This window comes from Bradyrhizobium xenonodulans (assembly GCF_027594865.1).
In the GTDB taxonomy this organism is placed as follows: Bacteria; Pseudomonadota; Alphaproteobacteria; order Rhizobiales; family Xanthobacteraceae; genus Bradyrhizobium; species Bradyrhizobium xenonodulans.
The window spans coordinates 3,227,397-3,247,568 of the sequence record NZ_CP089391.1; the positions used below are offsets into that span (position 1 = coordinate 3,227,397).

Annotated in this window: 23 protein-coding genes; 15 read left to right on the forward strand and 8 right to left on the reverse strand. The window is 63.7% G+C overall.

The window, feature by feature from the left end; genetic code table 11:
* Positions 1–3 precede the first annotated feature (3 nt).
* The gene (locus I3J27_RS14840; protein WP_270172780.1) at positions 4–1,179 is read right to left on the reverse strand and encodes a zinc-dependent alcohol dehydrogenase; all 1,176 of its coding nucleotides are present in this window, start codon (positions 1,177–1,179) and stop codon (positions 4–6) included.
* A 354-nt stretch (positions 1,180–1,533) separates the two neighbouring features.
* Between I3J27_RS14840 and I3J27_RS14845 the strand changes: the two genes are divergently transcribed.
* From I3J27_RS14845 to I3J27_RS14855, 3 genes are all read left to right on the forward strand, one after another.
* Positions 1,534–1,686: a hypothetical protein gene (locus I3J27_RS14845; protein WP_270170454.1), complete on the forward strand. Its 153-nt coding sequence runs from the start codon at positions 1,534–1,536 to the stop codon at positions 1,684–1,686.
* 84 nt (positions 1,687–1,770) lie between these two features.
* On the forward strand, positions 1,771–2,106 hold the full coding sequence (locus tag I3J27_RS14850) for a hypothetical protein (RefSeq protein WP_270170455.1): 336 nt from the start codon (positions 1,771–1,773) through the stop codon (positions 2,104–2,106).
* A 12-nt stretch (positions 2,107–2,118) separates the two neighbouring features.
* Positions 2,119–2,739, forward strand: coding sequence for a general stress protein (locus I3J27_RS14855; protein WP_270170456.1), 621 nt, complete (start codon positions 2,119–2,121; stop codon positions 2,737–2,739).
* 46 nt (positions 2,740–2,785) lie between these two features.
* On the opposite strand, the gene I3J27_RS14860 is transcribed toward I3J27_RS14855, so the two are convergent.
* Entirely contained in the window at positions 2,786–3,925 is a 1,140-nt protein-coding gene (locus I3J27_RS14860; RefSeq protein WP_270170459.1) for a hypothetical protein, read from the reverse strand.
* A 411-nt stretch (positions 3,926–4,336) separates the two neighbouring features.
* Here I3J27_RS14860 and I3J27_RS14865 point away from each other — a divergent pair, with 411 nt between their 5' ends.
* Entirely contained in the window at positions 4,337–4,537 is a 201-nt protein-coding gene (locus I3J27_RS14865) for a hypothetical protein (RefSeq protein WP_270170466.1), read from the forward strand.
* Positions 4,538–4,782: 245 nt separating this feature from the next.
* Here I3J27_RS14865 and I3J27_RS14870 read toward each other — a convergent pair whose 3' ends face one another.
* A complete protein-coding gene (locus tag I3J27_RS14870; RefSeq protein WP_270170468.1) occupies positions 4,783–6,012 on the reverse strand; it encodes a carboxylate-amine ligase in 1,230 nt (409 codons plus the stop codon).
* Positions 6,013–6,031: 19 nt separating this feature from the next.
* Positions 6,032–6,859, reverse strand: coding sequence for a class II glutamine amidotransferase (locus tag I3J27_RS14875; RefSeq protein ID WP_270170481.1), 828 nt, complete (start codon positions 6,857–6,859; stop codon positions 6,032–6,034).
* Positions 6,860–7,060: 201 nt separating this feature from the next.
* Between I3J27_RS14875 and nhaA the strand changes: the two genes are divergently transcribed.
* From nhaA to I3J27_RS14900, 5 genes are all read left to right on the forward strand, one after another.
* Positions 7,061–8,296 carry a Na+/H+ antiporter NhaA gene (nhaA, locus tag I3J27_RS14880; protein ID WP_270170483.1) on the forward strand — a complete coding sequence of 412 codons (1,236 nt, stop codon included), beginning with the start codon at positions 7,061–7,063 and terminating at the stop codon, positions 8,294–8,296.
* Between the two features lie 376 nt (positions 8,297–8,672).
* Complete coding sequence (locus tag I3J27_RS14885; protein ID WP_270170485.1) at positions 8,673–9,125, forward strand: TerB family tellurite resistance protein; 453 nt, start codon at positions 8,673–8,675, stop codon at positions 9,123–9,125.
* 24 nt (positions 9,126–9,149) lie between these two features.
* The gene (locus I3J27_RS14890; protein WP_270170487.1) at positions 9,150–9,503 is read left to right on the forward strand and encodes a hypothetical protein; all 354 of its coding nucleotides are present in this window, start codon (positions 9,150–9,152) and stop codon (positions 9,501–9,503) included.
* Between the two features lie 6 nt (positions 9,504–9,509).
* On the forward strand, positions 9,510–10,145 hold the full coding sequence (locus tag I3J27_RS14895) for a TerC family protein (protein WP_270170490.1): 636 nt from the start codon (positions 9,510–9,512) through the stop codon (positions 10,143–10,145).
* A gap of 33 nt (positions 10,146–10,178) precedes the next feature.
* Positions 10,179–10,760, forward strand: a complete 582-nt coding sequence (locus tag I3J27_RS14900; protein ID WP_270170492.1) for a TIGR00645 family protein — start codon at positions 10,179–10,181, stop codon at positions 10,758–10,760.
* Between the two features lie 8 nt (positions 10,761–10,768).
* Here the strand turns inward: I3J27_RS14900 and I3J27_RS14905 are convergent, their stop codons facing one another.
* Positions 10,769–11,707 carry a LysR family transcriptional regulator gene (locus I3J27_RS14905; RefSeq protein WP_270170494.1) on the reverse strand — a complete coding sequence of 313 codons (939 nt, stop codon included), beginning with the start codon at positions 11,705–11,707 and terminating at the stop codon, positions 10,769–10,771.
* Between the two features lie 158 nt (positions 11,708–11,865).
* Here I3J27_RS14905 and I3J27_RS14910 point away from each other — a divergent pair, with 158 nt between their 5' ends.
* From I3J27_RS14910 to I3J27_RS14920, 3 genes are all read left to right on the forward strand, one after another.
* Positions 11,866–12,444, forward strand: a complete 579-nt coding sequence (locus I3J27_RS14910) for a hypothetical protein (protein ID WP_270170496.1) — start codon at positions 11,866–11,868, stop codon at positions 12,442–12,444.
* Positions 12,445–12,568: 124 nt separating this feature from the next.
* On the forward strand, positions 12,569–12,946 hold the full coding sequence (locus tag I3J27_RS14915; RefSeq protein ID WP_270170499.1) for a hypothetical protein: 378 nt from the start codon (positions 12,569–12,571) through the stop codon (positions 12,944–12,946).
* 158 nt (positions 12,947–13,104) lie between these two features.
* On the forward strand, positions 13,105–14,091 hold the full coding sequence (locus I3J27_RS14920; RefSeq protein WP_270170500.1) for a cysteine synthase A: 987 nt from the start codon (positions 13,105–13,107) through the stop codon (positions 14,089–14,091).
* A 27-nt stretch (positions 14,092–14,118) separates the two neighbouring features.
* Here the strand turns inward: I3J27_RS14920 and I3J27_RS14925 are convergent, their stop codons facing one another.
* Together I3J27_RS14925 and I3J27_RS14930 are read right to left on the reverse strand one after the other, a co-directional pair.
* A complete protein-coding gene (locus I3J27_RS14925; RefSeq protein ID WP_270170501.1) occupies positions 14,119–14,493 on the reverse strand; it encodes a winged helix-turn-helix domain-containing protein in 375 nt (124 codons plus the stop codon).
* A gap of 75 nt (positions 14,494–14,568) precedes the next feature.
* Positions 14,569–15,651 carry a substrate-binding domain-containing protein gene (locus tag I3J27_RS14930; RefSeq protein ID WP_270170502.1) on the reverse strand — a complete coding sequence of 361 codons (1,083 nt, stop codon included), beginning with the start codon at positions 15,649–15,651 and terminating at the stop codon, positions 14,569–14,571.
* 113 nt (positions 15,652–15,764) lie between these two features.
* Between I3J27_RS14930 and I3J27_RS14935 the strand changes: the two genes are divergently transcribed.
* Entirely contained in the window at positions 15,765–17,249 is a 1,485-nt protein-coding gene (locus I3J27_RS14935; protein WP_270172782.1) for an aldehyde dehydrogenase family protein, read from the forward strand.
* 185 nt (positions 17,250–17,434) lie between these two features.
* Positions 17,435–17,698, forward strand: coding sequence for a hypothetical protein (locus I3J27_RS14940; protein WP_270170503.1), 264 nt, complete (start codon positions 17,435–17,437; stop codon positions 17,696–17,698).
* A gap of 3 nt (positions 17,699–17,701) precedes the next feature.
* Here the strand turns inward: I3J27_RS14940 and I3J27_RS14945 are convergent, their stop codons facing one another.
* Complete coding sequence (locus tag I3J27_RS14945) at positions 17,702–18,598, reverse strand: alpha/beta hydrolase family protein (RefSeq protein WP_270170504.1); 897 nt, start codon at positions 18,596–18,598, stop codon at positions 17,702–17,704.
* A gap of 181 nt (positions 18,599–18,779) precedes the next feature.
* Here I3J27_RS14945 and I3J27_RS14950 point away from each other — a divergent pair, with 181 nt between their 5' ends.
* Positions 18,780–20,168, forward strand: coding sequence for a class II 3-deoxy-7-phosphoheptulonate synthase (locus I3J27_RS14950; protein WP_270170505.1), 1,389 nt, complete (start codon positions 18,780–18,782; stop codon positions 20,166–20,168).
* Positions 20,169–20,172: the final 4 nt, after the last annotated feature.

The window sequence follows — 20,172 nt, forward strand, 5'->3', positions numbered from 1 at the left end:
GGATCAGCGTCCGGGTCGCATGACGACCTTGATGACGCCGGCTTCTTTGTCGCGGAATTTCTGGTACATCTCGGGCGCGTCTTCGAGACTGGCCGGATGAGTCACCACAAAGCTGGGGTCGATCTCGCCCTCGATGATCTTGGCGAGCAGCGGCCTGGTGTAGGCTTGAACATGGGTTTGCCCGGTTTTGATCGTCAGACCCTTGTTCATGGCGGCGCCGAGCGGGATCTTGTCACCCATTCCGACATAGAAGCCGGGAATCGATATCGTGCCTGCCTTGCGACAGGCCATGATGGCCTGTCGCAGGACGTGAACGCGATCCGTCGCGAGGAATGTCGCGGCCTTGACCTTGTCGAGCACCGCGTCGGCCGAGCCATGACCCGATGCTTCGCAACCCACTGCATCGATGCAGCTGTCCGGACCACGCTTATTGGTTCGCCTCATCAACTCCTCATGAACGTCGGCCTTCGAGAAATCGATGATTTCCGCGCCGCCGGCTTCCGCCATCTCGAGGCGCTCGGGCACTTCGTCGATCGCTATGATGCGTCCCGCCCCCAGCATGAGAGCGGAGCGGATCGCGAACTGACCGACCGGACCGCATCCCCAGATCGCGACCGTGTCGCCCGGTTCGATCTGCGCATTGACCGCCGCCATGTAGCCCGTCGGAAAGATGTCAGACAGGAACAACGCCTGCTCGTCCGTGATGCTGTCGGGAATCTTGATGGGACCGATATCGGCCATGGGGACGCGCAGATATTCGGCCTGTCCGCCTGAATAGCCACCCAGCATGTGGCTGAAGCCGAAGAGTCCCGCGGGCGATTGTCCCATCGCTTTGGCCGCGACCTCCGCGTTCGGATTGGTCCGGTCGCAGCAGGAAAACAATCCCTGCTGGCAGAACCAACAATTCCCGCAGCTGATCGTAAAAGGAACCACGACGCGGTCGCCGATCGCGAGATTCGTGACTTCCGAACCCAGCTCGATCACCTCGCCCATATTCTCATGGCCAAGGATGTCGCCGCTTTCCATCGTCGGCTGGTAACCGTCAAAGAGATGGAGGTCCGAGCCACAGATGGCACAGGCGGTAATTTTGATGATCGCATCGCGCGCATGCTGAATTTTGGGATCGGGGACCGTGTCCACCCGGACGTCGCCTTTGCCGTGCCAACAGAGTGCACGCATGGTCAAATCTCCATTCTTGGGGACGGCATGCGCATTCGCGGGTCATGTCGTGCAATCGCAACAGGGGCCGCGACGGTATGTTCCTAAAACGGAATGGTGCGACAGGTGGAGGAAGACAGCCGAGGGCCGGCGCAGGTCGCCCTGGCGATGCCGAGCCAGGCCTTGATCGCTTGCCGGCGAGCATAGGAACGAACCACCAGGGTTCGTTTGAGATTCATTGGCGATTTGACGCGAACAGCAGGAAACGTCCGTGCGCAAGCTTTTCATTTTGATGGTTCTGAATGCTGGGTCGAGCATGCTTGCCGGTCCGGCACCTGCGGTCCCACTCATCCCTCGGATCACCGGACAAATGTTATGAATCGAGACGAGAGCGGACGCATCGTGGAAACCTCGACCGAAGCGCGCCAGGCCGAACTCGGTCCGAGCGTGTTGATGCTGCTGGGTGTGAGCGTGGCACTTGCAGTTCTGATCATGGCAATCGTTTGGATGATATTTTTCCGGACTTGATCGCCTGGACGTTGTCTCCGCGTGACTTTAGGAACGAAAGCTCCGCCGGGAGCTTGGGTCAGTCCTCAAGCTTTGGAGACAATTATGAAACGTACGTCGCTCTTCATTTGTATTTCTTTGTTCGCGGCCGCCGCAGCATTGGCTGCGGTCCCGGCCTCAGCGCAAAATCCTCCGGCGAAGTCAGGCCCGAACAACAACGCGGTCAATAGCGCCGGTCAGAACAACTCCGATGCGCCTGTCGCGGGCCGCAACAGTTTCACCGAAGGACAGGCCAAGTCGAAGATCGAGGATGCCGGGTACACCAACGTCACCGAGTTGAAGAAGGACGACAATGGCGTTTGGCGCGGCCGGGCCAGCAAGGGCGGATCGGCTACCGCGGTAAGCGTCGACTTTCAAGGCAACGTTAATTCGGCCAAGTAAGAAAGACTCAAAATGACCGTTACGATTTCTCGTCTTTACGACAATTACAATGATGCTCAGCAGGCGGTTCGGCGCCTCGAGGCTGCCGGGGTACCACATTCGGACATCAGCATCGTCGCCAACAATTCGGATAGCTGGTTCAGCACCGACAAGAAGGTGGACCGTGATCGCGATGGTGTCGACGATCGCGCCGAGGGCGCCGGGAAGGGCGCCGGCATCGGCGCTGGCGTGGGTGGCACCGCAGGCCTTCTTGCCGGCCTTGGCTTGCTGGCAATCCCTGGCCTTGGCCCAGTCGTTGCAGCGGGTTGGCTGGCTGCGACCGCGGTCGGTGCGGCCGCGGGAGCGGCGACCGGCGGCATCGTCGGAGCGCTCACGGAGGCTGGAATCTCGCAGGAGGATGCGCACTCCTACGCGGAAGGTGTTCGTCGGGGTGGCACGCTGGTATCGGCGCGGGTGGCGGATGCGGATCAATCCCGCCTCGACACCATCCTGAACGAGTCGTCCGTCAATTTGCGGGACCGCAGTGCCGCCTGGCAGAAAGCCGGCTGGAAATCGTTTGATCCCGCCGGCCAGCCTTACGGTGCCGAAGAGGTTCGCAAGGAGCGGCAGCTATACAGCGGGTCATTGCGCTAGTCAGATCGGACGGCCCGCTCAGGCGGGCCGTCCCTTTTTTGTGTCGTTATGCGTACAAATACCCGACCGGCTTGCCTTCGGTGCGCAGGGGGCGGACGTCCTTGTGCGTGATGATCTGACCGGCGAGGCCGTCGATCTCGTCGCGCTGTGTCGGCGTCCAGCTCCGGAGCTCGTTCATTCCTTTGAGAAGGCCGAGCCGCAGGACTTGCGTGTTTTCACCGACGCCGATGAGGCTGATCGAGGCCTTGCCCGCCGTCACGACATCGCCGACGGACAGTTCAAAGGTCTCGCCGGTCTTCTTCTTGAACTCCGCCGTGCCGCGAATGACGCGATAGATCACGACTTCACCCTTGGAAAAACAGCTGGTGTCCGCAGCAACCGATGTGCTCTTCGGCAGAAGCGACTGGCCGCGCGGGTCGGTTGCGATGATGTGGCCGGTGACGAGATGACCGCTCGGAGCCTCGATCCCGATATCGCGCACGTAAACCGGGATGGCCGATTTGACCGCGCCATCGGTGAGCGGCTTGAACAGCGCATCCAGGGCCAGGGGGTCCTGAAGCCAGAAGCCGGCATCGGCAGGCCGGTTGTGCAGCGGATGGCTCCAGGCCACGCGCGGCGTCTCGGCCTCGTTGATCTGGTCCGGGCCGACGATGGTCGGATTCGGAAATGTGGTCGGGTCGGTGATGAAGGCTTCGAGAAATTTGCCCGAATAGCCCATCGAGATCGGATCGGGCACGACCGTCTGCGGCGTCTTCAAATTCTCTTCGGTCGACAGTCCCGACCAGGTGTAGAAGAGCTGCCGGTGGACGATCGCGCTTTGCAGCATCACCGCGCCGGGGCCGACATTGTAGAAGCGCCCGTCATAGTCGAAGGTGAACGCGCCCGAGGTGACCAGCACGAGCTGAAAGCCGCCCGGTGGCAGATGAAGATGGAAATCGGTAGGGCCGGTGTCCGGACGGTAGATCGGCAGGTTGGTCGCGACCTCGTGCAGCAGGAAGGTCTCGTTGTTGGCGTGAAAGCCTTCGTTGGCGCGGTTGTAGAGTGCTTGCGGCCGGTATGTCGCCTCATACTTCGTATTCTTGTCGCGATCGATCGCCACAAAGTCCTGATCGTTGAGACGAAGGGGCGCGCCGTTCGGGCGGGTGAGGCCGGTGAATTTGAGATCGCCTGCAGCATGCACATTCATGGCATTCTCCGAATTCTCGGCCGGTCATCCCGGAGCTGCGCGTGCGCATCTCGCCGCTCCACGCGGTGGGAGGCCAGAACGAGGTCCGGTGCTGTCTTGCGAATTCCGGGCCAGTCAGGTTGCAGCGCGGCAGGCGGCCTTTTGGTGCCTTGTGGCCGGAGAAAAAATCGAGATGGCACCAGAGCTTAGGGAATCCGTTTCGCCAGTCTGCCGCGATCGCCGCGTGAGCTTTGCAAGTTCGTCACCAGGGCCAATTTGTCCAATTTATCGGCAACCCTGGCTGGAGCGGTGCATCCGCACGGGTGCTCCGCGCGCGGCCGCGGAACGCATTCAGCCCGGCGGGATTAAGGCCCCTAGGTTACCTTTTGAACCGAGACACCGGTCTCATGAAGTCCTAATCGGGGAGTTCCTATGCCAGATGGCTGCGGAAGGCCGCAGGAGGTTGCCCGCTATATTGCCGAGATCAGCACCGAGCTGCGTGAACTGGCACAAGGAGCAGGGCTATCCTTCCTGGCTCATTTGCTCAGCATGGTGATCGTGCAGGCCGGAAAACACCATCATGCGGATGGACCGGAGTTTCGCCGGGCGTCTGAAGCTCATTCAAACGATTGAAGCGGGGTGCGCTCGGGTTTGCCGGAAGGGCTGTCCGCCCACTTCGCCATTTCCATCGTTCGCGCGTCGACGCCTTCGCACCAGAAGCAGCTCGACGCCGTCGAGCCCTTCTCGGACAGGATGGGGACCAGACCGTGGCCGCAGCCGGCGCAGCAGGTAATATGAGTCACGCGCTTCTCCAGGACACTGTACGAGAGATGGCAAATTCCGGAACGCCCTTATCGGTCCCAAAGCTTGCGCGAGCGCTATGGCGTCGCCTGCGCACTGCGGCCTGTGGGCGCGCTCGTTCCCGAGATCGTGGATGTAGCGATCCATCGTGACACGGATGCGATATCGTCGCCGTTTTCACGGTAGGCGCGGAGCTGGAATTCGGCGGAGCTGCCGCGCTCCACGATCGTGCGGCAGTGCTCGACCTCGGCGGTGCAATTCAGTACGGCCGCGTCCTCGGCGGTGTCGTCGATCAGCCGGGAGAGCAGCTCGGAGATCGTGACCGGTCCGTCCTTCGAGGCAAAGATGCAGTCGGTGCCATAGCGCTGGGCCCGCCATTTGTTCTCGACCGCAATCGCGCGTTCGACCACCGTGACCTCCTTCGACAGATGAGGCCGCCGATAGAGATGCCGTGTCAGGCAGCGATAGAGCGAGGCGATCGCGACGGCATCGTCGACGAAGGTGCAGGTGTCGGGTGCGCGAAGCTCCAGCGTCGGGTGCTTCATGGAAGGGCGCATCGCCCACCAGATGTGGCTTTCATCGGGGATCACGCCGGAGCGTTGCAGCGCGCCGATATATTCGTCGTAGTCCTGCCTGTTTTCGAACAATTCGGGCAGGCCGGTGCGTGGCAGCTCCGAATAGGCGGCCAGCCGATAGCCCTTCAGTCCCGTCTTGTGCGAATTCCAGAACGGAGAGGAGGCCGACAGCGCGATGAACAGCGGCAGATGCGGCAGCATCGCCCGCATCACCGCCATTCGCTTCTCGGGATCGGGCAGTTGCACGTGCACATGCATGCCGCACATCATGTTCCGGTGGCCGATGCTGCGCAGATCCTCGATCATCTCCTCGTAGCGCGGTTTCGGGCTTGGCTGCGACATGCGCCAGACCGCGGTCGGGTGGGTGCCGCAGGCCATGATCACGAAGCCATATTGCGCGGCGACGTTGGCGACCTCGCGGCGCAGGAACCTCAGCTCTTCCCGCGCGTCTGTGACATCGACGTGAACGTTGGTGGCGACTTCGAGCTGGGATTGCAACATTTCGCGCATGGCCTGGCCGCCGGTCGACCAGTTCGCGGACTCGAACAGTGCATTGGGCGTTTCGATCGCGACCTCGAAGGACCGGCGATCGGCGAGGAAATATTCCTCCTCGATGCCGAACGAATATTCAGCCGCCTTGCCGCGTCCTCCGGCGGAGCGAATAACGAGGTGCTGCCTGTCATCCGAGGAATCGAGGCGGAGCAGTTTCAAGACGTCCGAAGCAAATGTCATTGGCCGCCCCGCAGTGGTATTACCTGCGGGCAATAATCCGTCTGACCGGGGCCGGTTCCGCCTCAGTGCCCCCGGAAATCGCAAGGTTGAACGGAACAATTTTCACGCTGTCGGACGCACGCGCGATCAGGGCGTGATTCGGCGGCACCTCCGTCCAGTCCGTTTCCTTGTCGAACGGCTCGGACACGACGACGATTTGGTCGCCAGCTTCGCGATAATAGAGCGTGTTGGCGGCGTCGTTGACCGCAACCCGGAAGGCGTAGAGATCACGGCCATTCGCGATCGCGCTGGTGAAGCGCAGCCGTTCGCGCAGCTGGCCTTCGTTGACGAGGCCGACAAGCGATTGCAGCACGGTTTGCGTTGCGCCAAGCGGATCGCTGTCGAGGCCCGCACCCATCATGGCGAGGAACACGGCTTCGGAATCGGTCGTGCCCAGCCGCGAGGGATAATAGGCATCGGGGATCAGCGCCTCGACCTTGCGACGCAGGCGATTCCAGCTCCCGACGAAGCCGTTGTGCATGAACATCCACTGGCCGCAGGCGAACGGATGACAATTCTGCCGCGTCACGGCCGTGCCGGTGGCGGCGCGGACATGGGCGAAAAACAGATGCGAGCGCAAATGGCGGCAGAGGTAGCGCAGATTCTCATCCGACCAGGCCGGCCGCGTTTCGCGATAAAGGCCGGGCTCCGGATGCTCGCCATACCAGCCGAGACCAAAGCCGTCGCCATTCGCGCCGGCCGTGGACTGAAGCGAGCGGATGCTCTGCGCGATCAGCGAATGCTCGGGCTCGGTGACGTAAGGTTCGAACGAAGTTGTCTCGCCCCGGTATGCGATCCAGCGACACATGAAGTTCCCGTGCGGCTAAGTGTCATGAGGTGCACCAACGATCCTCACTGCGTCGGGGTTCCAGCAGATCGATCGAAGCAGGCGCGCGGAGCGGGGTTGCCTTAATCCGATCACCGTGTAGAACAGCCCCGGGTGCTCGCTGCGTTTGGGCAGCGACAGGTCAAGCGATGGTCGGGCCGCCACGCGGAAAGCGTGCGCCCCATGAACGATCAGCTCCCCGGCAGGGACCTGTCCAAATCCCAGCCTTTCGTCGAGCGAGCGCTCGCCACGCTCCAGCAGTTCCTGCATGTCGAAGCCGTCAGCGGGATCGTGCTGCTGGTGGCGGCGGCCGCGGCCTTGCTGTGGGCCAACTCGCCCTTTGCCCATTCCTATCATGATCTTTGGAACCTACTGATCCCGCTTCGCCTCGGCGAATTCACCTTCGTCAAATCCCTGCATTTCTGGATCAACGATGCGCTGATGACCGTGTTCTTCCTCGTCGTCGGCATGGAGATCCGCCGCGAGATTCACGAGGGCGCGCTCAGCAGGTTTGATCAGGCGGTCTTGCCGGTGCTCGCCGCTCTGGGTGGCGTCGTCGTCCCCGCACTGATCTATTTGAGCTTCAACGCCGCTTGGGGGCGTGACCAGGGCTGGGCAATACCGACCGCGACCGACATCGCTTTCGCCGTCGGTGTGCTCGCGCTACTCGGAAAATCGATCCCGACCAATGTCCGAATCTTTCTGCTGGCGCTGGCCATCATCGACGACATCATCGCGGTGCTCATTATCGCCCTGTTCTACGCGGGCGGGCTGGACTCTGGCGGCTTTGTCGTCGCTTCGCTCGGCGTGCTGATGGTGCTTGGGTTTCAGCGAATCGGGCTTGGCTCGGCCTGGGCCTATGTCCTGCCGGCGGCCATCATCTGGGCGGGATTCCTGATGGCCGGCGTTCACCCGACGCTTGCAGGCGTCGTGCTCGGCCTGATGACGCCGGTCCGGTCGGTCCGTCGCGAGAGCGAGCCGCCCGTCATACGCGTTCAGACGGTGCTGCATCCCTGGGTCGCCTACGGGATCATGCCGCTGTTCGCGCTGGCGAATGCCGGCGTCAGTTTCACCGGCATGAAGTTCACGGACGGTGCGCAGTTCGTGACGCTCGGCGTCGCGCTCGCGCTGTGCGCAGGGAAGCCGATCGGCGTGATCGGCGCAACGTGGCTCGCCGTGCGCACCGGCTGGTGCAGACTGGCGCCAGGCGTCTCATGGACCGGTGTCTGCCTCATCGGGCTGCTCGCCGGGATCGGCTTCACCATGTCAATCTTCATCGCCATGCTCGCCTTCACCGACGACAGGTTGCTGGATGCAGCGAAGCTCGGCGTGCTGCTCGGCTCGCTGATCTCGGTGACGCTCGGCCTTGGATGGGGTGCAGAGTACGCGCAGCGCCAGCGCAGAGAAACCGAGGGCTGACGCTGGATCCCGTTTCAACGGAACTGCACGTCACATCGGAACCGGGATCAAGAGCGCGACCTTCGATCCTGCGGGGACTCGCTTGCCGCAAGACCCTGTGCGATGTCGACATGATCGGCCTCGGAGCGGTTGCGGCGGCTGGTCGCACTCCCGCTGCCTTGATTCCGGCGGACCCATCTTTATCTCTGGGAGGAACAAGAATCCGGGCCCCTCTGGCGAGGACGCCGACTTATGTCGGCAAACCTCGTGATGTCGGATGACCTGTCCCGCGCGAATGCGATGGATCGGCCGATCGTCGGGCCTTCTTGAATTCCCTCCGACCTGTCGTCCCCATCGCAGCTCCGCGCGGTCATTTCGCAAGATTAAGGGAGCATCGATGTCTGACGCCACTACTTCAAACCCGATCGAAATCGAGATCACCGAGCCGTCCAGCCTGAACGAGCAGGCGGCGGTGGCGCTGGTGATTGCCGGCGCGCTGGTCGCCGTGGCCGACCGGCGCGTGTCGCCGGTCGAGCGCGACGAGGTGATCCGCTTCATCCGGGACCGCGATCTGGCGCCGCACATGAGCGACGAGCGCCTGTTTGCGATATTCGACGAGCTGGCGGAACGGCTCGAGGAGCCGGACTTTGCCAATGTGGTGATCGACACGCTGCGCCCGGTTTCGAACATGTCGCTATCGTCCCATCTGATGGAACTATCGGAGCGCGTCGCGGCCGCGGACGAGGATGTGCATCCGCATGAAGTGCAGGCGATCAAGCTGTTGCGCCTGCTGACCTTGGTGCTGCCGCGCGCGAAGCCGGTGACGCCGAACGCGGTGCGCACCGAATAGCGCACCGGACCCAATGGAGTGAGCATGAGCGCAGCATCGGACGAATCGACGACGCGAGCTGGGGACACCACCGGCCAGATGGCCGGCGGTGACCCGCGTCTCGACAAGCTCGTTCATCGTCTGCCGCCGCGTATGGGTGACACCGTCACCTATCTGCTCAAGCCGTCGAGCCGCTGGGTGAGAATCCCCTCGGGCGCGCTGCTCATCATCGGTGGCGTGTTCTCCTTCCTGCCGGTGCTCGGCATCTGGATGCTGCCGCTCGGTCTCGCCTTGCTCGCCGAAGACGTGCCCGCGCTACGCTCGTCCCGCGCCAAGGTTCTGGATTGGGTCGAGCGGAAGAAGCCGCAATGGCTCGATCCGTCCGCATCGAAAAAATGATCAATCATGACTGAACTCATCACCGCTGACGCACTGACCGCGCTGCTCCAGGTCATCCTGATCGACCTCGTGCTCGCCGGCGACAACGCCGTCGTCATCGGCCTTGCCGCCGCCGGCCTGCCGGCCGAGCAGCGCCGCCGCGCCATCGTCGTCGGCATCGTCGCCGCCACCGCACTTCGTATCCTCTTTGCCGGCGTCGCGACCCAGCTCCTGCAAGTGATCGGCCTGCTGCTCGCCGGCGGTGTGCTGCTGCTCTGGGTCTGCTGGAAGATGTGGCGAGAGCTGCGCGAGCAGACGACGCACGCGGAGCTCGCGTTCAACCATGGCGGCGGCGCGAGCAGCACATCGGCGCCGCGGAAGACCTTCGGGCAGGCCGCGCTCCAGATCGTCGCGGCCGACGTCTCGATGTCGCTGGACAACGTGCTCGCGGTCGCGGGCGCCGCGCGCGAGCATCCCTACATCCTGGCCTTCGGCCTGCTGCTGTCGGTCGCGATGATGGGCGTCGCCGCCGACCTGCTCGGCCGCGTGCTCCAGAAGCAGCGCTGGATCGCCTATGTCGGTCTCGCCATCATCGTTTACGTCGCCTTTGAAATGATCTATCGCGGCTCGCTCGAGCTTGCGCCTGTCATCGCGAGTCTCTGAGGCGACAAGTCTGCCCGCAATCCGGAGTGATCCATGACGTCTGAACCCAAAGCACCTTCGGCGCATGCCGTGCCGCGCCCGCAGATCGGCCCGTTTGCCCAGCTCATCTTCGGCTCCCGCTGGCTGCAAGTGCCGCTCTATGTAGGCCTCATCATCGCGCAGGGTGTCTATGTGCTGCTGTTCCTGAAGGAGCTCTGGCACCTGGTCGTGCACTCGTTCGACGCCAGCGAGCAGCAGATCATGCTGGTGGTGCTCGGGCTGATCGACGTCGTCATGATCTCGAACCTGCTGGTGATGGTGATCGTGGGCGGTTACGAGACCTTCGTCTCGCGCCTGAACCTGAATGGCCATCCGGACGAGCCGGAATGGCTCAGCCACGTCAATGCCAGCGTGCTCAAGATCAAGCTGGCGATGGCGATCATCGGCATCTCCTCGATCTCGCTGCTTCGGACCTTCATCGAGGCCGGCAATCTCGGCACCACGCGCAGCAATTTCACCGAGTCCGGCGTGATGTGGCAGGTGCTGATCCACCTGACCTTCATCATCTCCGCAATCGGCATCGCCTGGGTGGACCGCCTCAGCGAAAGCGGCCACCGCAAGGCGGCCAGCCACTGAGCCCTGGCTCACGACGTCGGTGGATACGCCGCGTTCTCCTGCCGCTCGCGCTCGCCGAGGTCGCGCACCAGCTCTTGCAGAAAGGACTCGGTGTAGGCGGGGAGGGTGCGCTCGGCGCGGACATAGATGCCGAGGTCGGACCAGACCGGGCTGCCGGCATTGTCGAGCGGCAGGAAGACGAGCCGGCTGTCGCGCGACAGCCGGCTGATGCCGAGCTGGGTCTGGAAGGCGACGCCGACACCGCGCGCGGCGAGCTCGCGCATCAGGTCGATCGAGTTGGCCTGGATTGCCGGCTCCGGTGTCTCGGAGAGCTGCGCAATCAGCGGCTGGAGCAGATGATAGATCGACAGCTCCGGCAGCGCGTGGATGACGGGGAAGGCGAGGCATTGCGCCAGCCTGACCGTCTTGCGGCGCGCCAGCGGATGCTCGCGCGCGACCACCGCGCCGAGGCGAAACCGCTTCAATGCGACCTGGCGCAGATCCGGCGGATGGCGGAGCGCCATGGCGATGCCGATGTCGGCCTCGCCGCGGCTGAGTGCCTCCAGCACGTCCGACGATCCCTTCACCTCGGTGGCGAAGCTGACACGGCGGGCCCGGCCGCGATGCGCGGCGATCAGGTCCGGCAGCACAGATTCCGTGAGCGACTCGATGCAGGCGATGCTGACGGTGCCGTGCCAGGCGCCGGACAGGGACGCGACGTCCGAGCGGAAGCGGTCGAGGTCCTGGAGCACGTTCATGACGTGCCGGGCCAGCATCTCGCCGACCGTCGTCAAGGTCAGGCCGCGTGCATTGCGCTCGAACAGGGGCGATCCAACCTCCTGTTCAAGCTTGAGAATCTGGCGGCTGACAGCCGAAGAGGCGACGTTCAGGACGCGCGCGGCGGCCCGGATCGAGCCGGTGCGGCGGACGGCGTGGAAGTACTGGATGGCCGGTGAATGAAATCGCATGGATCCCCGGGACGAATTATAGCCGTTGCCGAAACGGCATCAACATGTACGAAATTCTCTGCTTTTCGAGAGCGCTCGTCCCACCTAGGTTCGCCGCCGGTTCGGCCGGTCCCGGGAGACCGCCATGCCATGCGCAACGAGGCGCCGGGGAATTTGGGGTGGACGAGAACATTGTTTGCGAGCCCGGGATCGCGCGGGACACGCGTCTGGTCGACCGCCGTCGCGCGGCGGCCCATGTCGGCGTGACCGCCGGCCGCTTCGAGCAACTGGTGCGTGACAATGTCGTGCCGCCGCCGGTGATGGTGGACAACAAGCGGCGCTGGCCGATCGCATTGCTCGACGTGGCCAAGGACGCGGTCGTCGGCAGCATGCCATGCCTGGCTCAGGTCGCCTCCGACGCCCCGCAGGACGCGCCTCCCTGCCAACGTGACCCGGTGCCGGCCGCGCACGAATTGCCCGATCAAGCCTGGTTCGCGCAGCGCGCGCGGTTCGTTCAGCGCGTGCGCCGCTCGCTGCTCTCCGGCAACGAGATCCGTCTGTTGCGCGAGTTCAAGCTGCTCAGGCAGAACCAGATCAGCATGTACGGCTACTATGGCAGCTTCGAAGCCCTGATGGTGCGCGGCTATATCGTCGAGATCGACCGCAAGCCGCCGTCGAGCCGTCCGCTCGTGACCTATCGATTGACCGCGCAGGGCGAGCAGGTGATCGCGGCGCTGAAGGACGAGCCGGCGATCTGACCGGACACATGGGCTCCGCTGCAAGAGCACTCATTCGAGAAGTTCTAGGAAATTCGACTGGACGGTATCGGCGGAATCGTTATATCCTAATAGATATAGCGTTGTCGTCGCGCGGGGATTTGCGGTGGAAATCAAGGTCAAATCGCTGACGAGCTGCGAGGTAGCAGAGGGTGGCGGTGCGATCTCGCTGGGCTTCGAGGATGTGGCGGGCAATGCTGCTGCGGTCAGCGTCTCGCTCAACCAGGTCGGCGCGCTGATCATGACGCTGCCGGGGTTGCTCGAGGCCGCGTTGAAAGCCCGCTACGGCGACCAGAGTCTACGCTACGCCTATCCGCTGGCCTCCTGGGCGATCGAGCAGTCGACCGACACGACCCAACGCATCATCACGCTCCAGACCGAGGACGGCTTCAGGGTCCGCTTCTCGATCCCGAAGGCGGAGCAGGGGCTGCTTGGCGAAGCGCTGACCCAGCCGACGCCCGAAATGTCGGTGCGGCCGAACTAGCGGGCTGGGCCAAACAGCGCAGATGAAACGCGGCTCCAAGAATGGAATTGCCGACTGGGCAGGTTGAACGCCCAAAATATTGCACGCGTCCCCTGAACTAGAGAATCGCATTGTCCGCTCGCTCGCCTAAATTGTGAGTGCGCAGAGGTGGGCAGGCAATGAACGGTGTTCGAACGGGCTTCCTGGATTCGATCGGCAACACGCCGTTGATCAGGCTACGAGGGCCGTCGGAGGCCACGGGTTGCGAGATCTACGGCAAGGCCGAATTTCTCAATCCCGGTGGTTCGATCAAGGATCGCGCGGCGCTCGCCATGATCGACGATGCCGAGCGGCGCGGCAAGCTGATGCCGGGCGGCGTCATCGTCGAAGGAACGGCCGGCAATGTCGGCATCGGCATAGCGCTTGTGGCGAATGCGCGCGGCTATCGCAGCGTGATCGTGATGCCTGACACGCAAAGTCAGGAGAAGAAGGACATGTTGCGGTTGTGTGGTGCCGATCTGCGGCTGGTGCCCGCTGTGCCGTATTCCAATCCCGGTCATTACGCCCGCTATTCCGGTCAGCTCGCCGAGGAGCTCGGCGCGTTCTGGGCCGATCAATTCGACAATGTCGCCAATCGGGAGGGCCACTATCGCACGACCGGTCCGGAGATCTGGCAGCAAACGGGCGGACGTATTAACGGCTTCACATGTGCCGTCGGCAGCGGCGGGACCTTGGGTGGAGTCGCGCGAGCGCTCAAAGAACGAAATCCGAGCATTAAAATCGCGCTCAGCGATCCCATGGGCGCCGCTCTCTACAATTGGTTCACCAAGGGCGAGCTGACGACGGACGGAGACTCCATCGTCGAAGGGATCGGGCAAGTGCGCGTGACCAGGAATTTGGAAGGTACGCCGATCGATATCGCCTATCGGATCACGGACGAGGAAGCCTTGCCCGTTCTGTTCGACCTGATCGCGCACGAAGGACTGGTGTTGGGCGGCTCGAGCGCGATCAACATCGTCGGAGCGATGCGGCTTGCGCGCGACCTCGGTCCCGGTAAAACCATCGTGACCATCCTCGCCGATGGCGGACAGCGCTATCAATCCAAGCTGTTCAACCCGGAATTCCTGCGCCAGAAAAACCTGCCCATCCCACGCTGGATGCGATAGCAGGCCGCGGGCCGAATGACCGTCAACTCACGATTTCCGCGAACGGGCGATGTCGCTCCTGAGCGCTTCCAGCTCCTTGTGCACGGCGCGCGCGGCGTCGCGCTCGATCTTGCGGTAGCGCGCAACGAGTTTTTCGCCGAAGGGCGTGAGCATCGCGCCGCCGCCGTTCTTGCCACCGGCCTGTGGCTCCACCGCGGCATGCCCGCAGATGCGGTTGATCTCGTCGACGAGATCCCAGGCGCGCTTATAGGACATGTCCATGGCCCGGCCTGCCGCCGAGATCGAGCCGTGCTCGCGGATCTGCTCCAACAGCTCGATCTTTCCGGGGCCGATCCGGTCCTCGCTGTCGAGGTCGATCCGAACGCTCAGTTGGGGCAGCGGTTTGGCGCTCGCGCGCGACATGACGAAGTCTCTTGAGCCAATTGCTTGCGACATTGCCACTCTTGCCCGCCGCGGACAAGGTGAGCGCGCCCTTCATCACCGCACGGCGTGCATCTCCAGAAACGCCTTCACGCCGGTCACCGCGCCGGTATCGGACGGTACGTAGCCGGGCAGGGTGGCGATCGCGGCGCGAAAGTCGGCGCTGCGGATGATTTCGAGGATGCGCTGCATCGGCCCGGTATCGAGGAACGCGCGCTTGCAGACGAAGAAATAATCCTCGGTGAGGATGCGGATGAAATCGAGGCCGAAATGCCGTGCGGCCGCCTCGACGCCGAAACTCGCATCCGCCATGCCGCTCGCGACATAGGCCGCGACGGCGGCGTGGGTGAACTCGATCTGCTGCGCGCCATTGATCCTGCTCTCGTCGATGCCGTTTGCGGCGAGCAACTGGTCGAACAGCAGGCGCGTGCCGGAATCATGGTCGCGATTGACGAAGCGGACGTTTGGTCCGGTGAGGTCATGAAGCGAGGCGACGCGCAGCGGATTGCCGCGCGCGACCATCAGGCCCATCTCGCGGGTGACGAAACTGATGATGCGGTCCTCGCGCGGATCGAGCCATTCGCGCGCCGCCTTGATGCCTTGCGCGCGTAGCGCGCCGTGCGGCAGATGCAGGCCGGAGAGATCGCAGGCACCTTGCGCCAGCGCGACCAGCGAATGCTGGTTGCTGACATAGCGCAGATCGACGCCGATGCCGGGCTCGCGGTCGAGGAATTCGCGCAGCTTTGCCACCGCAAAGCCGTGGCTGGCATGGACGCGGATCACCGACGGGCGCTGCTCGAGGAACGGCTTGATCTCGCTCGCGAGCTCCTGCGCCAGGTTTTCGAGCTGCGGCCCGAGCCGGGCCTGCATGCGCTCGCCGGCCCACACCAGCCGCTCGCCGAACGGCGTGAGTTTTGACCCCTTGCCGCGCTGGGTTTCGACCAGGGGAGTGCCGAAGAACTCCGACCACTGTTCGATCAGATTCCAGACATGGCGATAGGAGAGCTGCGCGTCGCTGGCCGCGCTGGTGATCTTCCCGGTCCTGCGGATTTCGTTGAGGACGCCGAGCATGACGACCACGGAGCGTGGATTGCCCTCGCGGCGAAACCGCCAGACGGCCTCGATCTCGATCTGAAGCATCGGCCTGCCTTATGAACTTGGCTTCATATATGGGGCACCCAATTGCAAACCATATCATATTTACTCCGGCCAATAGGCGCCTATCCTGGTATGCCAGAACAGGGAGAAATATGATGTCAGTTGCATATGACTTTGCGCATTCGCCGGCAACCGAGTTCATGGCCCGGCCACAGCATCTGCTCATCGACGGCCGCCGCGTTCCCGCCAGCTCCGGCCGCACCTTCAAATCCCTCAATCCCGCCACCGGGCAGGTCATCGCAATCGTCGCGGAAGGCAACGAGGCCGATGTCGAGCATGCGGTCGCCGCCGCGCGCCGGGCGTTCGAAGGCCCCTGGCGCACGATGCGCGCCTCCGAGCGCGGCCAGATCCTGCTGCGTTGGGCGGAGTTGCTCAAGCAGCATGCCGATGAGATTGCCGAGATCGAGTCCATCGATGCGGGCAAGCCGATCTCCGCGACGATGCGCCAGGATTTTCCGGCCGCCGTCGACACGCTGACCTACTACGCCGGCTGGGCCGACAAGATCAGCGGCGACGTCGTGCCCGTGCGCGATGATGCCCTGACCTACACTGTGCGCGAGCCGGTCGGCGTGGTCGCGGCGATCGTGCCGTGGAATTTCCCACTGATGATCGGGATGTGGAAACTCGCGCCGGCGCTGGCCTGCGGCTGCACCGTGGTCATGAAACCGGCCGAGCTGACCTCGCTGTCGGCGCTGCGAATCGCCGAGCTCGCGCTCGAAGCCGGCCTGCCGGCGGGCGTCTTCAATGTCGTCACCGGTCCCGGCCGCGTCGTAGGCGACGCGCTGGTCAATCATCCTGATGTCGACAAGGTCACCTTCACCGGGTCGCCTGGCGTCGGCCGCGGAATCATGAAAGGCGCGGCCGGCAATTTCAAGCGTGTCTCGCTCGAGCTTGGCGGCAAGTCCGCTAACGTCATTTTCGACGATGCCGACCTTGAAGCAGCAAGCAAGGCTGCGGCCTCCGGCATCTTCTTCAATGCCGGCCAGGTCTGCTCGGCCGGCTCGCGCGTGCTGGTGCAGGAGAAGGTCTATGACGAGGTCGTCGAGCGGATCGCGGCGCGCGCGAAATCGCTCAGGATCGGCGATCCGCTCGATCGCAAGACCGCGCTCGGCCCCGTCATCTCCGAGAAGCAGATGAAGTCGATCCTCGACTATGTCGATATCGGGAGGGCAGAGGGCGCGAGCCTCGTCACCGGCGGCGAACGTGTCGGCGACCGCGGCTACTTCATCAGCCCGACCGTGTTTGCAAATGTCGCGCACGAGATGAGGGTCTCGCAGGAGGAGATTTTTGGACCTGTCGTCAGCCTCATCAAGTTCAGGGACGAGGCCGACGCGCTCAGGATCGCCAACGGCACGGCCTATAGCCTCGCCGCCGGCGTCTGGAGCCGCGATATCGGCAAGCTGCAACGCTTCGCCAAGCGGGCACGCGCCGGCACGGTCTGGATGAACACCTATGGCTACACCGATGTGCGGCTGCCCTGGGGCGGTGAGCGAGATTCCGGCCTCGGCCGCGAGCACGGCACCGCCGCGATCGACAATTTCACCGAGCCCAAGGCGGTGTGGATGAATCTGGCCGTCTGATAACCTCCCGATCGGCCAAGCCTGGAGCCCGCCTGATCCGGTCAGGCGGGCTTCTTTTTCGAGATCGATAAAATTGTCTGCATTCCGCTCAGGAGCGGCAAACCCTGCGGACAAGAAGGCGACCGCCTTAAACCTCGGTTTTGGAACCGGCATGCATCCTCGCCTCAAAAGGTTGGGGCATCAGCATGTCTATTTTCAGGGAGATCGTCGCTGCGATCGCGGGCGTCTACGCGCTCCTGTTCGTCTGCGACGCATTGTTCGGCGTCGGTGAGGCGCGCTTCGACGACGCCTATTACCGTGCCAGCTTCTACGCGCCGAAGCCGAAGGAATTCCGTTTCGCCGGCGACACGCCGCCGGCCGTCCGCGTCAGCGACGCTTTTGCGCAATTCGCGCCGGGCGAAGCCAAGCCGAACAGGCGCTACTCGTCGCTGACGACGATTATCCGCTGACGCTCACTCCCCCTGGATCCATTCCGCGACGCCGCGCCACAGCGTGTCGCGGTGCTCGGGGCGGAAGAAGCCGAAATGGCCGATGGCCTTGGTGCCGACCTCGGATGGTTTGACCGTCAGTACCTCCGGCTTGATCGCGGTGAAGCCGCCCGTGAGGAGCTCGACTGCGGGCCGTGTCGCCCAGGGATCGTCGGAGAAGCACAGCGCGCGCAGCTCGCCCTTGAACTTCGCGAAGTTGTCGAGCGCCGGCAATTTTGAATCGAAGAGATAGCGCGGACTCGACACCCACTCGGCCCATTGCAGAAAGACGCCCTTGGGCAGATCCTCGCCGATGCCGGCCCAGCCGGGCGCATAGCCGAGCGCGTGGACGAGCGGCACGCCGACAAAATTCATGAAGGCGAAGACGCGGTATCTTTCCGGCGAATTCATCAGCCGCCAGGTCGCGGCCTGCGAGGCCACGAAGGCGGCGCGCGCGATGTCGCTGTTGTTTTCGATCAGCCCGAGCGCCTGGCCGCCGAAGGAATGGCCGACATAGGCGAGCGGCAGGCCATGATAGCGCTCGCGCATCCAGCGCACCGCGGCAGTGACGTCGAGCGCGGCCCAGTCCGACATCGAGGCCTTGAAGCCGACCAGCGATTTCGGCTGGTTGTAGCCGACCATCGCCGGCAGGCGGGAGTCGCCGATGCCGCGATAGTCGTAAGTCAGGACCGCGCAGCCGCGATGGGCGAGATAGGAGGCAAAGCCGCGATAGATTTTTCGCGGGACGGCGGTGGCGGAGTTGATCAGCACGGCATGGCGCTTGGTGCCGCGCGGCAGGAACAGGGTGCCGGTCAGCACATACCCGTCGGTCGCCGGGAAGCTGATCTCGTCGATGAAAACGTCGTCCAGTGCCGCGCCCATGGGCAGAAGCTGTCCTGCCAGTTTCCTCAAGCTTTCCCAGCAAATGCGAATTTGACTTTTCCTGCAAGGGTTTGCAGTGCCAAATGGATTTACAACTGGCGGGCCGCGGCCAGCCTGTGTATAAGGCGGCCCTCGCAACCCCTAGATCAGGTTGTGGTTTTTGCTTCACGGAGAGATTGCGATGTCCGAGCGATGGACGCCCGAGTCCTGGCGCAGCAAGCCGGTTCTGCAGGTGCCCGATTATCCCGACGCCAAGGCTCTGGCCGACGTCGAGGCGCAGCTTGCGACATTTCCGCCGCTGGTGTTCGCGGGCGAGGCACGTAATCTGAAGAAGTCGCTGGCCCGCGTTGCGGCCGGCGAAGCCTTCCTGCTCCAGGGCGGCGACTGCGCCGAGAGCTTCGCCGAGCACGGCGCCAACAACATCCGCGACTTCTTCCGCGTGCTGCTCCAGATGGCGGTGGTGCTGACCTATGCCGGCGCCGTCCCGGTGGTGAAGGTCGGCCGCATCGCCGGCCAGTTCGCCAAGCCGCGCTCCTCGCCGACCGAGAAGGTCGATGGCGTCGAGCTGCCGAGCTATCGCGGTGACATCGTCAACGACATCGCCTTCACCAGGGAAGCGCGCGTCCCGGATCCGCAGCGCCAGCTCATGGCGTATCGCCAGTCGGCCGCGACGCTGAACCTGCTGCGCGCATTCGCGACCGGCGGCTTCGCCAATCTCGGCAGCGTGCATCAATGGATGCTCGGCTTCCTCAAGGACTCGCCGCAGTCCCGCCGCTACAAGGAGCTGGCCGACCGCATCTCGGACGCGCTCAACTTCATGCAGGCCTGCGGCCTCGATCTCGAAAGCCATCCGGAGCTGCGTGCCACCGATTTCTACACCAGCCACGAGGCGCTGCTGCTCGGCTACGAGCAGGCCATGACCCGGGTCGATTCCACCACCGGCGACTGGTACGCGACGTCAGGCCACATGATCTGGATCGGCGATCGCACCCGCCAGCTCGATCATGGCCATGTCGAATATTTCCGTGGCATCAAGAACCCGATCGGCCTGAAGTGCGGCCCCTCGCTCAAGCCCGACGAGCTCTTGAAGCTGATCGACGTGCTCAACCCCGACAACGAGCCGGGCCGGCTGACGCTGATCAACCGCTTCGGCTCCGACAAGGTGGCCGACCACTTGCCGGGTCTGATCCGCGCGGTGAAGCGCGAGGGCAGGGTGGTGGTCTGGTCGTGCGATCCGATGCACGGCAACACCATCACCTCGACGTCAGGCTACAAGACGCGCCCGTTCGACCGCGTGCTGTCGGAAGTGAAATCGTTCTTCACCATCCATGCGGCGGAAGGCACTCATGCCGGCGGCGTGCATCTGGAGATGACCGGCCAGGACGTCACCGAGTGCATCGGCGGCGCCCGCGCCATCACCGACGAGGACCTCAACGACCGCTATCACACGGTCTGCGATCCGCGCCTGAATGCCGAGCAGTCCATCGACATGGCTTTCCTGGTCGCGGAGCTCCTCAAGCAGGAGCGCGCCGGCAAGGTCAGGCCGATGCCGGCCGCAGCGGGGCTCTAAGATC

Bases quoted from the DNA above. Each gene is read 5' to 3' on its own strand.
- I3J27_RS14840 (WP_270172780.1), bottom strand. From the start codon at position 1,179: ATGCGTGCACTCTGTTGGCACGGCAAAGGCGACGTCCGGGTGGACACG.
- I3J27_RS14845 (WP_270170454.1), top strand. From the start codon at position 1,534: ATGAATCGAGACGAGAGCGGACGCATCGTGGAAACCTCGACCGAAGCG.
- I3J27_RS14850 (WP_270170455.1), top strand. From the start codon at position 1,771: ATGAAACGTACGTCGCTCTTCATTTGTATTTCTTTGTTCGCGGCCGCC.
- I3J27_RS14855 (WP_270170456.1), top strand. From the start codon at position 2,119: ATGACCGTTACGATTTCTCGTCTTTACGACAATTACAATGATGCTCAG.
- I3J27_RS14860 (WP_270170459.1), bottom strand. From the start codon at position 3,925: ATGAATGTGCATGCTGCAGGCGATCTCAAATTCACCGGCCTCACCCGC.
- I3J27_RS14865 (WP_270170466.1), top strand. From the start codon at position 4,337: ATGCCAGATGGCTGCGGAAGGCCGCAGGAGGTTGCCCGCTATATTGCC.
- I3J27_RS14870 (WP_270170468.1), bottom strand. From the start codon at position 6,012: ATGACATTTGCTTCGGACGTCTTGAAACTGCTCCGCCTCGATTCCTCG.
- I3J27_RS14875 (WP_270170481.1), bottom strand. From the start codon at position 6,859: ATGTGTCGCTGGATCGCATACCGGGGCGAGACAACTTCGTTCGAACCT.
- nhaA (WP_270170483.1), top strand. From the start codon at position 7,061: ATGAACGATCAGCTCCCCGGCAGGGACCTGTCCAAATCCCAGCCTTTC.
- I3J27_RS14885 (WP_270170485.1), top strand. From the start codon at position 8,673: ATGTCTGACGCCACTACTTCAAACCCGATCGAAATCGAGATCACCGAG.
- I3J27_RS14890 (WP_270170487.1), top strand. From the start codon at position 9,150: ATGAGCGCAGCATCGGACGAATCGACGACGCGAGCTGGGGACACCACC.
- I3J27_RS14895 (WP_270170490.1), top strand. From the start codon at position 9,510: ATGACTGAACTCATCACCGCTGACGCACTGACCGCGCTGCTCCAGGTC.
- I3J27_RS14900 (WP_270170492.1), top strand. From the start codon at position 10,179: ATGACGTCTGAACCCAAAGCACCTTCGGCGCATGCCGTGCCGCGCCCG.
- I3J27_RS14905 (WP_270170494.1), bottom strand. From the start codon at position 11,707: ATGCGATTTCATTCACCGGCCATCCAGTACTTCCACGCCGTCCGCCGC.
- I3J27_RS14920 (WP_270170500.1), top strand. From the start codon at position 13,105: ATGAACGGTGTTCGAACGGGCTTCCTGGATTCGATCGGCAACACGCCG.
- I3J27_RS14925 (WP_270170501.1), bottom strand. From the start codon at position 14,493: ATGTCGCGCGCGAGCGCCAAACCGCTGCCCCAACTGAGCGTTCGGATC.
- I3J27_RS14930 (WP_270170502.1), bottom strand. From the start codon at position 15,651: ATGCTTCAGATCGAGATCGAGGCCGTCTGGCGGTTTCGCCGCGAGGGC.
- I3J27_RS14935 (WP_270172782.1), top strand. From the start codon at position 15,765: ATGTCAGTTGCATATGACTTTGCGCATTCGCCGGCAACCGAGTTCATG.
- I3J27_RS14940 (WP_270170503.1), top strand. From the start codon at position 17,435: ATGTCTATTTTCAGGGAGATCGTCGCTGCGATCGCGGGCGTCTACGCG.
- I3J27_RS14945 (WP_270170504.1), bottom strand. From the start codon at position 18,598: ATGGGCGCGGCACTGGACGACGTTTTCATCGACGAGATCAGCTTCCCG.
- I3J27_RS14950 (WP_270170505.1), top strand. From the start codon at position 18,780: ATGTCCGAGCGATGGACGCCCGAGTCCTGGCGCAGCAAGCCGGTTCTG.